At 71.3% G+C, this 14,631-nt stretch carries 13 protein-coding genes; 5 read left to right on the plus strand and 8 right to left on the minus strand.

All coding sequences use genetic code 11. From position 1 onward, the window contains the following. Positions 1-146: 146 nt before the first annotated feature. The 8 genes from ACLJQZ_RS39465 to ACLJQZ_RS39500 all read right to left on the minus strand — a co-directional run bounded on the left by ACLJQZ_RS39465 (position 147) and on the right by ACLJQZ_RS39500 (position 8,789). Positions 147-1,382 carry an activator-dependent family glycosyltransferase gene (locus tag ACLJQZ_RS39465; RefSeq protein WP_410625726.1) on the minus strand — a complete coding sequence of 412 codons (1,236 nt, stop codon included), beginning with the start codon at positions 1,380-1,382 and terminating at the stop codon, positions 147-149. After that, complete coding sequence (locus ACLJQZ_RS39470) at positions 1,379-2,617, minus strand: activator-dependent family glycosyltransferase (protein ID WP_410625728.1); 1,239 nt, start codon at positions 2,615-2,617, stop codon at positions 1,379-1,381. The genes ACLJQZ_RS39465 and ACLJQZ_RS39470 overlap by 4 nt, the downstream gene beginning before the upstream one ends. A gap of 99 nt (positions 2,618-2,716) precedes the next feature. After that, a complete protein-coding gene (locus tag ACLJQZ_RS39475; RefSeq protein WP_410625730.1) occupies positions 2,717-3,985 on the minus strand; it encodes an activator-dependent family glycosyltransferase in 1,269 nt (422 codons plus the stop codon). A gap of 10 nt (positions 3,986-3,995) precedes the next feature. Next, a complete protein-coding gene (locus tag ACLJQZ_RS39480) occupies positions 3,996-5,000 on the minus strand; it encodes an NAD-dependent epimerase/dehydratase family protein (protein ID WP_410625732.1) in 1,005 nt (334 codons plus the stop codon). A gap of 130 nt (positions 5,001-5,130) precedes the next feature. Next, positions 5,131-6,114: an aldo/keto reductase gene (locus ACLJQZ_RS39485; protein ID WP_410625734.1), complete on the minus strand. Its 984-nt coding sequence runs from the start codon at positions 6,112-6,114 to the stop codon at positions 5,131-5,133. 89 nt (positions 6,115-6,203) lie between these two features. Then, positions 6,204-7,760 (minus strand): PH domain-containing protein, encoded by a 1,557-nt coding sequence (locus tag ACLJQZ_RS39490; protein WP_410625736.1) that lies wholly within the window; start codon positions 7,758-7,760, stop codon positions 6,204-6,206. After that, positions 7,757-8,296, minus strand: a complete 540-nt coding sequence (locus ACLJQZ_RS39495; RefSeq protein ID WP_410625738.1) for a PH domain-containing protein — start codon at positions 8,294-8,296, stop codon at positions 7,757-7,759. Before ACLJQZ_RS39495 ends, ACLJQZ_RS39490 begins: the two co-directional genes overlap by 4 nt. Before the next feature lie 142 nt (positions 8,297-8,438). After that, positions 8,439-8,789 carry a hypothetical protein gene (locus tag ACLJQZ_RS39500; RefSeq protein ID WP_410625740.1) on the minus strand — a complete coding sequence of 117 codons (351 nt, stop codon included), beginning with the start codon at positions 8,787-8,789 and terminating at the stop codon, positions 8,439-8,441. A gap of 397 nt (positions 8,790-9,186) precedes the next feature. Here ACLJQZ_RS39500 and ACLJQZ_RS39505 point away from each other — a divergent pair, with 397 nt between their 5' ends. The 5 genes from ACLJQZ_RS39505 to ACLJQZ_RS39525 are packed head-to-tail and all read left to right on the plus strand — an operon-like array spanning position 9,187 to position 14,604. Continuing rightward, the gene (locus tag ACLJQZ_RS39505; protein WP_410625741.1) at positions 9,187-10,296 is read left to right on the plus strand and encodes a DegT/DnrJ/EryC1/StrS family aminotransferase; all 1,110 of its coding nucleotides are present in this window, start codon (positions 9,187-9,189) and stop codon (positions 10,294-10,296) included. Positions 10,297-10,324: 28 nt separating this feature from the next. Beyond that, positions 10,325-11,719 (plus strand): NDP-hexose 2,3-dehydratase family protein, encoded by a 1,395-nt coding sequence (locus ACLJQZ_RS39510; protein WP_410625743.1) that lies wholly within the window; start codon positions 10,325-10,327, stop codon positions 11,717-11,719. Between the two features lie 54 nt (positions 11,720-11,773). Beyond that, entirely contained in the window at positions 11,774-12,886 is a 1,113-nt protein-coding gene (locus ACLJQZ_RS39515; RefSeq protein WP_410625745.1) for a nucleotide disphospho-sugar-binding domain-containing protein, read from the plus strand. A gap of 49 nt (positions 12,887-12,935) precedes the next feature. Next, positions 12,936-13,559 (plus strand): dTDP-4-dehydrorhamnose 3,5-epimerase family protein, encoded by a 624-nt coding sequence (locus tag ACLJQZ_RS39520; protein WP_410625746.1) that lies wholly within the window; start codon positions 12,936-12,938, stop codon positions 13,557-13,559. A 49-nt stretch (positions 13,560-13,608) separates the two neighbouring features. Then, positions 13,609-14,604 (plus strand): Gfo/Idh/MocA family protein, encoded by a 996-nt coding sequence (locus tag ACLJQZ_RS39525; RefSeq protein ID WP_410625748.1) that lies wholly within the window; start codon positions 13,609-13,611, stop codon positions 14,602-14,604. The last annotated feature ends 27 nt before the right edge of the window (positions 14,605-14,631 follow it).

Here is a 14,631-nt window from a genome sequence, read left to right on the forward strand (position 1 = left end):
ATCGACGGCCGCCCGGGCGCCGACCACGACGTCGCCGGCGACGCGGACTGGTGGACCCGCCACCTCGCCCGCGTCCAGGAGGCCGCCGACCAGCACGCCCAGCCGAGGTCGTGAGTGGTTAGGGCGGTTCTAACCGCCCTAACCACTCACGACCCCCTGCGGAACTTGGCGGTGAGGTCTTCCAGGTCGGGGACGATGTCGTTCGGGGTCGGCAGGGTGTCCATTTCGGACTGGAGGGCCGCCGCGCCGCGCGTGAACGACGGGTCGTCGAGCAGGCGATGGACGCTCTCGCGGATGCTGTCGGCTGTTGGCGAGCGCAGGTCGATTCCGGCGCCGGCGCGTGCCAGGCCGGCGGCGAAGATCGGCTCGTCCAGGTGGTGCGGCACGCACAGCTGCGGGACGCCCGCCCGGGCGAACGTGGCGAGAGTGCCGAGGCCGCCGTGGTGGACGGCGGCCGCGCACGTCGGGGCCAGCGCGTGCAGCGGGACGTACGAGACCAGGCGGACGTTCGAAGGCACCGCGCCGAGCCCGGTCGCCGTCGCCACCACTTCGACGTCCAGATCGGACAGTCCGGAAAGGACGTCCGAAAGGGACAGGTGGTAGCCGCCGAAGATCTCGGTGGCGCTCAGGCCCATCGTCAGCGCGATCCGCGGGCGCTCGGCCGGCCGTTGCAGCCAGTCCGGCACCGCCGCCGGACCGCCGTAGGGGACGTACTGGAAGCGCAGGTACGGCAGGTCGGCCTCGATCTGCAGGCGGCCCGGCAGGTGGTCGAGGGTGAAGTCGCCGGTGACCATGTCCTCGCCGAACTCGAAGCCGTACTTGCGGCCGTAGCCGGAAAACCAGTCCTCGAACGGATCCGGCTCGTCGCCGCGCAGCCGCAGGTAGTGGTCGCGGACGCCGCCGAAGAGGTCGATGCTCCACAGCATCCGCGCGTGGGCCGCACCGCACGCCCGCGCGGCGATCGCGCCCGCCTGGCTCAGCGGCTCCCAGACGACGAGGTCCGGCTGCCAGGCCCGGGCGAACTCGACGAGGTCGGCCACGATGGGGAAGTTGCTCACCCGGTGCCAGCCGCGCACCGCCTCGGTCAGGCCTGGCTGCAGGTAGCCGAGGTTCTGCTTGGCGACGTCGTCGAAGGCGTCGTAGGGCGGCATGATCCCTTCGCGCATCGCCTCCGTGCCGCCGGCGCGCGTCTCGGTGATCCGCCAGAAGTTCCGGTCGGACCCGACGGGCACCGCGGTCAGCCCGGCCTGCGTGACGACCGCCGCGAACTTCGGCTGGCACGCCACGCGCACCTCGTGCCCGGCCGTGCGCAACGCCCAGGCGAGCGGGACCAGGTGGTAGAAGAACGTCTTCTCCGGGTAAGTGGTCAGCAGGACCCTCATCGGACGCGCGCCTCGATCTCCGGCACGATCGCGTTCGGCGACGGCAGCCCGAGGATCTCGTCGCGCAGGTCCGCGGCCCGGTCCTTGAAGGACTGTTCGGTCAGCAGCCGTTCGACGCTCTCGCGGATCCGCGCGCCGGTCGCGCGGTGGGTCGGCAGCTCCAGCCCGGCGCCGTGCTCGGCCAGCTTGCGGCCGAGGAACGGCTGGTCGTAGTGGTGGTGCAGGGCCAGTTGCGGCACCGGGTGCCGCGACGTCGTGGCCATGGTCGCGGCGCCGGCGTGGTGGACGACGACCGAGCACGTCGGGGCCAGCGCGTGCCACGGCACGTACGAGACGATCCGCGCGTTGTCCGGGATCCGCGTCAGTTCCGCCTGTGCCTTCTCCGCGACGGTCGCGACCAGGTCGATGTCGAGGTCGGCGAGCGCGTCCAGGGCCTCCTGGACGCCGACGGTGTAGCCGTTGAAGTGCTCGGTCGCGGTCAGGCCCAGGGTCATCGCGACGCGCGGGCGCTCCGGCGGCTTGCTCAGCCAGCCCGGCACCACGGCCGGGCCGCCGTACGGGATGTACTGCGTGCGCAGGACGTCCAGCTCCGTCGACGGCTGCAGGCTGGCCGGGAACTGGTCGATGGTGAACTGCCCGGTCGTCATGTCCTCGGAGAACTCGGCGCCGTACATCCGCGCGTACCGGCCGAGCCACGCGCCGAGGTGATCGACGCGGCCGGGCTCCTCGGCCAGCCGCCGCCGGTACTGCTCGCGGGCCGCGCCGAAGACGTCGACGCCGAACAGGAGACGTGCGTGTGCTGCGCCGCACGCCTTCGCGGCGATCGGCCCGGCGTAGCAGAACGGCTCCCAGACGATCAGGTCCGGCTGCCAGGCGCGGGCGAACTCGACGAGCCCGCCGACCATCGGGTGGTTGGTCAGCCAGTGCCAGCCGCGCACCGCGTCGGCCATGCCGGGCTCGAGGTACTCCCAGGTCGCGCGCTCGTAGTCGTCGAAGACGTCGTACGGCGCGGGCAGCCCGGCCCGGCCTTCCTCGCGGCCGTCGACGTCGTTGAGACGGCGGTTGCGGGTGTGCCCGACCGGCACGGCGGTGAGGCCGGACTGCGTGATCACGTCCGTCAGCGCGGGCTGGCTCGCGAAGCGCACTTCGTGGCCGGCGGTGCGCAGCGCCCACGCCATCGGCGCCAGGTACAGGAAGACGCTCTTCTGCGGCGTGGTGGCGAACAGGACGCGCATGGTGCTCCTTTCCGGGTGCTCCGCCCGGCACTTTCGAGTGAACCTGAATCCGGAGGTCGTAACTCCGGAACACTTTCTCGGCGAAAGTGCGGCTTGGGGTCAGCGGGTGCGGTGCTTGGCGGTCAGCTCTTCGAGGGTCCCGGCCAGTTCGTTCGGGGTGGGGAGCGCGAAGATCTCGTCGCGCAGGTCTGCCGCGCGGGCTTTGAAAGCAGGTTCGGTGAGCAAGCGTGCGACGGCGTCGCGGACACCTCCGCCGGTCGCGTCGCCGGTGTGGATCTCCAGCCCGGCGCCGTGTTCGGCGAGCTTGCGGCCGAGGTAGGGCTGGTCGAAGTGGAAGTGCAGGGCCAGCTGCGGCACCGGGTGCCGCGCGGTGGTGGCCAGCGTTGCCGCGCCCGCGTGGTGCACCACCGCGGCGCACGTCGGGGCGAGCGCGTGCCACGGCACGTACGGCACCATCCGGACGTTCTCCGGCATCGGCGGCAGTGTCCGCTGCACGTCCTCGGCGACCGTCGCCACGACCTCGACGTCCAATTCGGACAGTCCTAAAAGGATTTCCGACAGTGGCACGTTGTAGCCGCCGAAGACCTCGGTCGCGGTGAGGCCGAGGGTCAGCGCGACCCGGGGGCGTTCCGCGGGCCGCTTCAGCCAGTCCGGTACCACCGCGGCCCCGCCGTAGGGCACGAACTGCACCCGGACGGTGTCGAGACCGGCGTCCAGGCTCAGCGACGCGGGCAGCTGGTCGATGGTGAAGTCGCCGACGGCGAGGTCCTCACCGGCGTCGAAGCCGTACTTGCGGGCGTAGCTCCCGAGCCAGCCGGCCAGCGGGTCGACGCGGTCCGCCGGTGCCTGCCGCGCCTGCGTCCGCAGGTAGTCGACGCGGGTGGCGCCGAAGACGTCGATGCCGAACAGCAGCCGGCCGTGCGCCGCGCCGCATGCCTTGGCGGCGATCGCCCCGGCGTAACAGAGCGGCTCCCACAGCACGAGGTCCGGCTCCCAGAACCGGGTGTACTCGACGAGGTCGGCGACCATCGGGAAGTTGGTCAGCCGGTGCCAGCCCTTGACCGCGGCGGTCATCCCGTCGCGCAGGTAGTCCCACGTGGCCGACCCGGGGACGTCGAACAGGTCGTACGGCGCGGCCACCCCGGCCCGCAGCGCCGCGCGTTCCTCGGGCCGGTTTTCGGTGATGCGCCACGGGTCCCGGTCGTGCCCGACCGGGACGGCCGTCAGCCCGGCCTGGGTGATCGTGCTCGCGAACCGCGGCAGGCTCGCCACGTGCACCTCGTGGCCGGCGGTGCGCAGCGCCCAGGTGACCGGCACCAGGTAGTTGAAGATGCTCTTCTCGGCGGGCAGGACCAGCAGGACGCGCATCGCCGCCCCCTCAGACGCCCGGCGAGACGGCGTCGCGCGCCATCGCCGCCGCGAGGTTCTCCAGGCCCTGCTCCAGCGGGACGCGCGGCGCCCAGCCGGTGGCGTTCTGGAAGCCCGACGGGTCGAGCACGAAGTCGAGCAGGTCGGTCGGCATCGAGTGGTCGGCCGGCGGCACCGACACCACCGGCACCGGCTCCCGCCCGGTCTGCGCGGCGACGGCCTTCGCGACCTCGCCGAACAGGTCGCCGACGCTGGTCGCCAGCCCGGTGCCGACCAGCCACGGCCTGCCGTCGACGGCGTCCGGCTGGTCGAGCGCGGCCAGGAAGGCGCGCGCGACGTCGTCGACGCACACCAGGTCCCGCTTCACCGTCCCGTCGTGCCACATGGTGAGCGCCTCGCCGGCGAACGCGCGGCGCATCATCGCCGAGACGACGCCGCGGTCGAGCGCGGGGGAGTCGGAGCCCTGGGTGTAGAGCGTGGCCAGCCGGAGCGACGCACCCCGCAGCAGGCCCGTCTCGACGGCGTCGCGGATCGCGTGCTCGGCGTCGAGCTTCTGCCGGTCGTAGGTGGTGAGCGGCTGGTCCGGCTCGGTGCCGTCGATCCGGCCCGAGATCGAGCGCCCGGCCTGCGACATCGACCCGGCCAGCAGGACCACCGGCGGGTGCGGCGGCCGCTGGTCCTTCACGGCGGCGACGAGGTCGTGCACCAGGCCGACGTTGACGCGCTCGGCGACCGGGTCGTCCGAGGACACCCGCCAGGTGCTGGCCCCGGCGATGTGCGCGACCAGGTGGATCACCGCGTCGGCGCCCTCGACGGCGTCGGCGACGGCACCGTCGGCGGTCAGGTCGGTGGTGCGGACGTCGATGTCGGCCCGCGCCCCGGCCGGGACCGTGGTCGGCCGGCGCCCGGCGAGGCGCAGGCGGACCGGCCGGGCGGCCAGTTCGCGGGTGATGGCGGTGCCCAGGAGCCCGGACGAACCGAGCACCGTGATCAGCGGTCGTGCCTGTTCGCCCACGGCTTCTCCTCCAGTTTCGTGTCACGGTGAATGAATGGAAAGGCTCTTCCGGGATGGGCCGGAATACCTCGGCCGGTGAGCTGTCCGCAGTCTAAGTCAGCATCGCCGCCGTATCCAAAGAATTGCGCGGTCATTTCGACACGACGGCTTCGCGGTGTTCGTCCCAGCGTTTTTCACCGGTCGCCACGGGCAGTGTGTCGATGTCGCGCAGGTCCGCCGCGCTCAGCCGGATCCCGGCCGCGCCGACGTTCTCCGCCAGCCAGCGCAGCCGCCGGGTGCCGGGGATCGGCACGACGTTGTCGCCGTGCGTGGTGAGCCAGGCGATCGCCACCTGCGCCGGGGTCGCGCCGTGCCGGGCGGCGACCCGCTGCAGGCCGTCGACGATGCGCTGGTTGTCGGTGAGCGCGCCGGCCTCGAACCGCGGGTCGCGCCGCCGCGAGTCGCCGTCGACGAGCTCGTCGACGGCGACCTGCCCGGACAGGTAGCCGCGGCCGATCGGGCAGCAGGCGAGGAAGCCGACGTCGTTCTTCCAGGTCCACGGCAGGATCTCGGCGAGGTTCCGGCGTTCCCAGACCGACAGCTCGTACTGCACCGCGGCGATCGGGAAGAGCGCGTGGATCTCCTCGAGCTCTTCCACGGTCGCGTGCGAGATGCCGAGGCCGAGGACCTTGCCTTCGGTGACGAGCTCGGCCAGCGCGCCCCACGACTCGGCCAGCGGCACGGCGGGATCGACGCGGTGCAGCTGGTAGAGGCCGATCGCGTCGACGCCCAGCCGGCGCAGCGAGCCTTCGCAGGCCTCGCGCAGGTATTCGGGGCGCCCGTTGCGTTCCAGGGTGCCGTCGGGCCGCAGGATCAGGCCGACCTTGGTGGCGACGGTGGTCCGCGCGCGGTACGGCGCGAGCACCTCGCCGAGCAGCTGTTCGTTCGTGAACGGGCCGTAGACGTCGGCCGTGTCGAACACGGTGACGCCCAGGTCGACCGCGTGCCGGAGCACCCGGGCCGACTCTTCGTGGTCCCGCGCGGTCCGGGCGGGCCCGTAACCGTAGGACATCGAACTGCAGCCGAGCCCGATTTCACCGACGGAAAGCGTTTCGGTGAGTCTGGTGTGCCGCATTGTCACCTCCGAGTGCCGCAAGGGCGATTTAGGGGGCTCCGGGTGGCGAAGCCCCCGGCCCGGGGCGAAGCCCCGAATGGCACAGCGATTCATGAAGCGTCCGATCGCGGGGCGAAATGCGAGTCGGCCGGGGGCGTCCCAGCGCCGGAAAGGAATTCGTGCGCGAGTTCCGGGTCGGCGCCGGCCACGAACGCGAGAGCCTGCTCGGTGCCGACGTCGATCGCGCGGTAGTAGCGGTCGCCGGCCGCGGTCGGGACGCCGACCGTCATCCGCGAGCCCAGGCGCTGGAAGATCGTCTGCCGCAGCCGCCAGCCGATCACCGCGCGGGTGCGCAGCACGGTCGTCGAGCGGCCGGCCGCGCCGCTGCGCACGACCAGGTACGGGCCGACCAGCGCGTGGCCCAGCGTGCGGTAGGCGACCCAGGCCAGCGCCCAGGTCAGCGGCAGGAGCAGCAGCGGCAGCGGCCACCACGACGCCGGCACGACGCCGGTCGCGCCGAGCCAGGCGAGCAGGCCCGCGACGGCCGCCGGGCCGTAGGTCGCCCAGTAGAGCCGGCGCCGGAACGCGCCGGCCGGGTGCCGCAGCAGTGGCGCTTCGAGGGGCTGGTGGCCGTCCGGGAAGACGAAGCTCGCCGCGTGCCGGGCGTCGTGCAGCGGCGTGCGCGGCAGGATGTTGGCCGACTCGTTGAGCGAGGCGTTGAGCCCGGTCGTGATCACCTTGGTCTCGGCGAGGCGCATCCACCGCCACAGCAGCGGTTCGTGCAGGTGCACGCCCCGGATCCGGCGGTCCTCGCGGTGCACGGTCTTGGTGGTGAACAGACCCTGCCGGGTGCGCAGTTCGGTGCCGTCCTCGCCGCTGGTCGTGCGGACCAGCTCGAAGTTCCAGTGCTTCGCGGCGAAGTCCAGGCCGAGCGAGAAGTAGCCGAGGACGAACGTGATCACGACGGACGCGCCGATCGTGCGCCAGACGCCCAGGTTCGCCCAGTGGATCAGGCCCGCGATGACGTCGATCAGGTCGACGGCGAACGTCTGCATGGTGAAGTACAGCGACACGAGGAAAAGCACCCCGGCGAGGATCGCCCAGACGTGGAAAACGTTGTACCACAACCAGATCCAGCGCAGCCGGGCGATGACGACCTCGCGTTCCGCCGGTGCCTCGGCGTCGCGGGGGATCAGGTCGCGCCGCAGCTGGGCGGCCATCTCCTTCGACAGCGCGTCGAGCTTGAACGCGGGGGAGAAGTGCTTGCCCTCACCCGATCCGATGTGGACGACACGCAGCTTCACCAGGCGGTGCCGCAGTTTCGCGCTGCTGCTGACGCTGCGGATGCGGTCGCGCCCGACGTGCCGCTCCTCGCGGACCAGCAGGCCGGTGCGGCGCTCGACGCGTTCGGGGGTGACGCGGTAGCGGGTGAACAGCCAGCGCCACAGGTCCCGCAGGGTCATCAGCGCGCTGATGCCGCTGACCACCAGCAGCGGCCAGACCGGGCCCGAGTCGTAGAGGAAGTAGCTCGTGATGCTGATGGCGAAGGAGATCGTGAACTTGGCCGCGTTGACGTAGAAGAGCTTGATGTCCAAGCGCAGCCAGGGAAGTTCGCTCTCTTCGGCCGACGCGGGCGTCACGGGCCCGGCCGTCGCTTCCGCCGTCACGTCGCGTCCCCGGGCGTGGCCTGGGCGATCTCGTTGAGCCGGCGGACCGCCTCCTCGGCGATCGGCGTCTCCAGGCCCTCGATCTTCACGTGCCCCTCGTGCGAGGCCGTGGTGACCTTGATGGTCGAGAGGCCGAGCAGCTGCTCGATCGGGCCCTGCACGGTGTCGATGCTCTGGATCCGCGACACCGGGACGATCCGCCACTCCCGGGTGATCCAGCCGCTGAGGGAGTACACGGCCTCGTCGGTCGTCTCCCAGCGGTGCACCAGGTAGCGGTAGGTCGGCATGAACAGGAAGTTCGCCGCGAAGATGGCGCCGACGCCCCAGGTGATCGGGTCCAGCCAGGTGCGGATGCCCGCGAAGACGATGTGGAGCGTGACGAACACGCCGAGCACGCCGATCGCCCAGAACAGCGTGTTGAGCGTGCGCCACAGGATGAAGCGGCGCGCGAGCCGGTGCCGCGGCGGCCGGACGGCGAGGGGTTCGGGCCGGACCGGGAGCACGGGCCGTGAAGTATCCGTGGTGGAGTGGTCCATCGGCTGAGCGTCCGATCTGTGAGGAGAACCGTGTCTCGCCGGCGGGACCCGGTGTGCGAGCCCGGCGCGCCCGCACACCGGTCTGCCGCGGCCGGTCGTGAGTGGTTAGGGCGGTTCTAACCGCCCTAACCACTCACGAGCCCTAGGCCGGGGCGTCCGGAGCGGCGGCGTCGGGGGCCGCCGCTCCGGCTGTGGGGGCCGGGGTCTCGGCCGGGGCCGCGTCCTCCTCGGCGACGATCTTCACGATGTAGGCGGCCAGGTCGCGGAACTCCTCGCCCTCGGTGAAGTCCTCGAACTTCTCCAGCAGCTTGCGGTCGGTCGTGTTCTCGACCTCGAGCAGCACCTGCACCACGGAAAACGAGTCGAGGTCGCGCAGGCTCTCCGGTTCGGGCATGTCGGGCTGCTCGGCGCAGATCATCCGGGCGATCTCCCGGACCATCTCCTCGACGTCGTCGACATTGGTGAGGTCGACTTTCGTGGCGTTCTCTGACATGACAATTCAGCCCTTCCGCTTAATCGTCCGTGTGGCCGCGCGGCGAATCCTTCCCCTGATGCGGGGTGACGCGCTCCGGGCGAATGCCCCCAGTCGGCAGCCGGAACCCGGCCGAGGTTAGCCAGCACTCCGGCCCCGGTCAACAACACCGTGGCGGCCGTTGTCCCGCCGGCGGGACGGGCCGTCAATGCTCGTCGAATGATGGCCGGCAAGGCTGTGACAGCCGAGCGGAAGTGTGCTTCCATGACTCCGGCGGCGCGAGGAAGCAAAACGAATAGTCGTCGCGTCGAATAGCCCATGTGTTGCGGCGTCCCGGAAGTTCACCGGGAATTCGCCCGCGTCGTACGAGCCCTGTCCGGTCGTGCCACGGCCGATCCCCTGGAGGTGACCCGCCCTGATGGCTCAATATGTCTGGGGTTATTTGCCGGAGTACGAGAAAGAACGGGACGACATTCTCGACGCCGTCGACACGGTCTTCCGCTCCGGCAAGCTCGTGCTCGGCCCGAGCGTGAAGGCGTTCGAAGAGGAGTTCGCCGCCTACCACGGCGTCGAGCACTGCGTCGGCGTCGACAACGGCACCAACGCCATCGTCCTCGGCCTGCGCGCCCTCGGCGTCGGGGCCGGCGACGAGGTGATCACGGTGTCCAACACCGCGGCGCCGACCGTGCTGGCGATCGACCAGATCGGCGCCGTGCCGGTGTTCGTCGACGTCCACCCCGGCACGTACCTGATGAACGTCGAGCAGGTCGAGGCGGCGATCACCGAGCGCACGCGCTGCCTGCTGCCGGTGCACCTGTACGGCCAGTGCGTCGACATGGCGCCGCTGGAAGCGATCGCGGCCAAGCACGGCCTGCCGATCCTGGAAGACTGCGCGCAGGCGCACGGTGCCCGCCACCACGGGAAGATCGCCGGGTCGATGGGCAAGGCCGCGGCCTTCTCCTTCTACCCCACCAAGGTGCTCGGCGCCTACGGTGACGGCGGCGCGACGATCACGTCGGACGCCGAGGTCGAGGCGAACCTGCGGCGGCTGCGTTACTACGGCATGGAGAAGGTCTACTACGTCGTCTCCACGCCGGGGTACAACAGCCGGCTCGACGAGGTGCAGGCGGAGATCCTGCGCCGCAAGCTGACCCGGCTCGACGACTACCTCGTCCGCCGCCGGCTCATCGCCGAGCGCTACGCCGAGGCGTTCGCCGGCACCGACCTCGTGACGCCGGCGCTCGCCCCGGGCAACGACCACGTCTACTACGTCTACGTGGCGCGGCACCCGTTGCGGGACAAGATCATCGAAGCGCTCAAGCCCGAGGGCATCGAGCTGAACATCAGCTACCCGTGGCCGGTGCACACGCAGTCCGGCTTCGCGAAGCTCGGCTACCGCGAGGGTTCGCTGCCCGAGACCGAGGCGGCGGCCCACGAGATCTTCTCGCTGCCGATGTACGCGTCGCTGTCCGACGTGGACCAGGAACGGGTCGTGGAAAAGGTGCAGGCGGTGCTGGCGAAGCTCTGACGGCCCGAGGAGACAGGAGAGCAGGAGCATGAAGCGACTCGCGGTGCTGAACCACGCGCCCGAAACCACCGGCGGCAGCATGATGTCCATGGTGGAGTTCCACGACTGGTGGGCGCAGCGGACGGCGGCCGGGCACTTCGCCGTCGACCGGATCCCGTTCGCCGAGCTCGGTGACTGGGCGTTCGAGGCCGGCACCGGGAACCTCGGGCACAAGAGCGGGCGCTTCTTCACCATCGAAGGCCTGCAGGTGCGCGAGGGCGGCGTCCCGACGTGGTCCCAGCCCATCATCAACCAGCCCGAGATCGGCATTCTCGGCATCGTCGTCAAGGAGTTCGACGGCGTGCTGCACTGCCTGATGCAGGCGAAGATGGAGCCGGGCAACGTCAACACGCTCCAGCTGTCGCCGACGGTGCAGGCCACGCGCAGCAACTACACCCAGGTGCACCGCGGCGCGACCACGCGCTACCTGGAGTACTTCGTCGGCGCAGGCCGCGGCCAGGTGCTGGTGGACGTGCTGCAGTCGGAGCAGGGCGCGTGGTTCTGGCGCAAGCGCAACCGCAACATGGTCGTGCTGGTCACCGGCGACGTCGAGCTGCACGAGGACTACTGCTGGCTGAGCCTGGCCCAGATCGGCGAGCTGTCCCACCGGGACAACCTGGTGAACATGGACGCCCGCACGGTGCTCTCGTGCATCCCGTTCGCCCTCCCGGACGGCGACGGCGCGACCGGCGAGGACTTCCGGGACGCGCTCGTGCGCTCCTACCAGTACGCCGCCGAGGACGCGCCGGGCCGGGCCCTGCACACCGCGGGCGACATCCTCAGCTGGTTCACCGAGGCCAAGACGCGCTGCGACTGGTCGGCCCGGCTGACGCCGCTGTCGGCGACGACGGGCTGGCACCGCGACGACGAGGAGATCAGCGACGACGCGGGGGAGAACTTCCGCATCATCGGCGTGCGGGTCGAGGCGGGCACCCGGGAGGTCAAGGCCTGGCGGCAGCCCCTCCTCCACCCCAGGGGGGAGGGGCATGCCGCCTTCCTCGCCCGGCGCGTCCGCGGCGTGCTGCACCTGCTGGTGCAGGCCCGGCCGGAGTACGGCCTGATGGACATGGTCGAGATGGCGCCCACCGTGCACCTGCTGCCCGGCCAGGACGCGTCGTCGATCAAGGAGCCGTTCCTGCGGGACGTGCTCGAGGTCGGCGGGGTCAAGACGCACTACGACCAGAAGCTCTCTGAGGAGGGCGGCCGGTTCTACCACGCGCTGACCCGCTACCAGCTGATCGAGGTGGGCGAGGAGTTCCCGGTCGAGGTGCCGCCGAACTACTGCTGGATGACCGTGCGCCAGCTGATCGACCTGCTGCGCCACGGGCACTACCTGAACATCGAGGCCCGCAGCCTGCTGGCCTGCATCCACAGCCTCTGCTGACGCACGGCCCCGCCATCGACGTCGGAGGAAACCGCACCGGGAAAGGAAGTTCGCGTGCGATTGCTGTTCACGACCGCGCCGTTGCGCGGCCATCTGTTCCCCCTCGTGCCGCTCGCCTGGGCGGCCCGGGCGGCCGGGCACGAGGTCCTGGTCGCCACGACCGAGGCGTTCGCGCCGGTCGTGCTCCGGTGCGGGCTGCCGGTCACGTCCTGGGGTGCCGCGCCCGACTTCGTCGAGCTGGTCGGCGGCGAGCCACCGGTGACCGCCGAGAGCACCGTGCTGCGCCGCGCCGAGCACGGGCACGCGTTCGGGCAGATCGCCCGGGCCTGCTTGCCCGGCGCGCGGAAGCTGGTGGACGCGTGGCGGCCCGACCTCGTGGTCAGCGAGCGGGCGGAGTTCGCCGGCCCGCTGGCGGCCGCGGCGGGCGACGTCCCGGTCGTCGCCTACCACTGGGGTGTCGCCCCGCTGACCGAGTACGGCCGGGCGGCGGCGATCGAGCTCGCCGCGGCACCGCCGGACCCGGTCGCCACGCTCGACCCGTGGCCGCCCGGGATGCGGCTGCCGCACGCCTTCGGCCACGAAGGTGTGCGGGGCGGATCGTTCAACGGCGACGTCCACCTGCCGGACTGGGTGTTCGAGCCGCGCGAGCGGCCGCGGGTGTGCGTCACCTTCGGCACCGTGCTGCCCGGGATGGCCGCCCTCGGGCTGCGCGAAACCGTGGCACCGATGCTGAAGCTGCTCAAGGAGCTCGACGTCGAACTGGTGGTGGCCGCCGCCGACGACGTGCTGGCGGACTGGCCCGAGCTGGCCGCCGCGGCCGACCGCGCCGGGCGGCTCCCGCTCGCCCAGGTGCTGCCGGCCTGCGAGGCCATGGTCAACCACGGTGGCCAGGGCACCGTGCTCACCGCGCTGGAGGCCGGCTGCCCGCAGCTGGTGCTCCCGCAGTTCGACGACCAGTTCGACAACGCCGCGGCCGTGGCCGCGAGCGGCGCGGGCCTGCAGCTGTCCTTGGACGAGGTTTCGCCGGAGCGGGTGGCGCAGCGGTGCCGCGCGCTGCTGGACGAACCCGCCTTCACCACCGGCGCGGTGCGCGCCGCCGCCGCGGTCCGGGCCCAGCGCTCACCTGCGGAAGTCGTGGGCCTGCTGGAGAAACTGGTCGCGGCATGACGAACTCTTTCTGGGACGAATTGGGGAGCTGGTAGCTATGCCGGGCGGAATGCGGATCGAAGAGACCAAGGTCCCGAATGCCTTCAGGCTGTTCCCGGAGCAGTTCCCGGACCAGCGGGGCCGGTTCCACGAGGCGTTCCGCGCGGACGCGCTCTCGGACCTGATCGGCTACCCGTTCGTGGTCAACCAGGTGAACTACTCCACGAGCCGCCGCGACACCGTGCGCGGCATCCACGGCACGACACTGCCACCGGGCCAGGCGAAGCTGGTCACGTGCGTGCGCGGCGCGGTGATGGACGTCGTGGTGGACCTGCGCGTCGGCTCGCCGACGTTCGGCGTTTTCGACGTCACCTACCAGGACGAGGACTCCGGCACGGCGGTCTACCTGGCCGACGGCCTGGGGCACGCCTTCCACGCCCTGACCGACGACGCGTGCATGAACTACCTGTGCTCGCAGAACTACGTGCCGGGCACCATGCTCGTGCTCAACCCGATGGACCCGGACATCGGCATTCCGTGGGAGCTGACCGGGCCGCCGATCATGTCCGAAAAGGACGCGAACGGCGTCGGCCTCAAGGAGGCGGAGTCCGAAGGGCTGCTGCCGACCTACGAGGAGTGCCTCGCGCACTACGCGGCACTGGGGGCGGGCGCCGCCGCGGCGCACGCTTCGTGACCGGCCCACCGACCTCCCCACATCCCGACGAGCAGCGGAGTTTCTGCCGATGACGAGTTATCAACCGGCCCAGCGGCTGCGCTTCGGGGTGATCGGCTGCGCGGACATCGCCTGGCGGCGGACGCTGCCGGCGATGGAGACCGACCCGGCGATCGACGTCGTCGCGATCGCCAGCCGCGACGGCGACCGGGCCCGGACGTTCACCGACCGCTTCGGCGGCACGCCGTACGCCGGCTACCAGGCGGTGGCCGAGCACGAGGACGTCGACGCCGTCTACATCCCGCTGCCGCTGATGCTGCACGCGGAGTGGATCGAACGGTGCCTCGACGCCGGCAAGCACGTGCTGGTCGAGAAGCCGATGTCCGACGGCTACAAGGAGTCGGCCCGGCTGCTCGACCTCGCCCGCGAGCGCGGCCTGGTGCTGCTCGAGAACTACATGTTCCTCTACCACTCCCAGCACGCGGCGGTGCGCAAGCTGCTCGCCGACGGCGCGATCGGGGACCTGCGCGGCTTCCACAGCGCGTTCACGATCCCGCCGAAGCCGCCGGGGGACATCCGCTACCAGGCGGACGTCGGCGGTGGCGCGTTCCTCGACTTCGGCGGCTACCCGATCCGCGCGGCGCAGCACCTGCTCGGCCGGGACCTGTCGGTGGAGGGCGCGGTGTTCCGCCGCGACCGCGCGCTCGACGTCGTGATGTCGGGCAGCGTGCTGCTGGCGTCGCCCGAAGGCGTGCCGGCCCAGCTGACCTTCGGCATGGAGCACTCCTACCAGAACAGCTACGCCCTGTCCGGCAGCACCGGGCGGCTGACGGTGGACTGGGCGTTCACCCTGCCGGAGACGCACCGGCCGGTGCTGCGGATCGAACGGCAGGACCACCGCGAAGAGGTGGTGCTGGCGGCCGACCACCAGTTCGCCGGGGCGATCCGGGCCTTCGTCGAAGCGGTCGTCACCAAGGCGCCGCTGCGGGAGGAGCACGACGGGACGCTCGAACAGGCCGCCCTGGTCGAGCAGGTGCAGCGGGTCGCCCGCAACGTCTGGATCTGAGACTTTCCCACACCCAAGAGGGAGCTT

Source organism: Amycolatopsis sp. cmx-8-4 (assembly GCF_046548675.1).
Lineage (GTDB): Bacteria > Actinomycetota > Actinomycetes > Mycobacteriales > Pseudonocardiaceae > Amycolatopsis.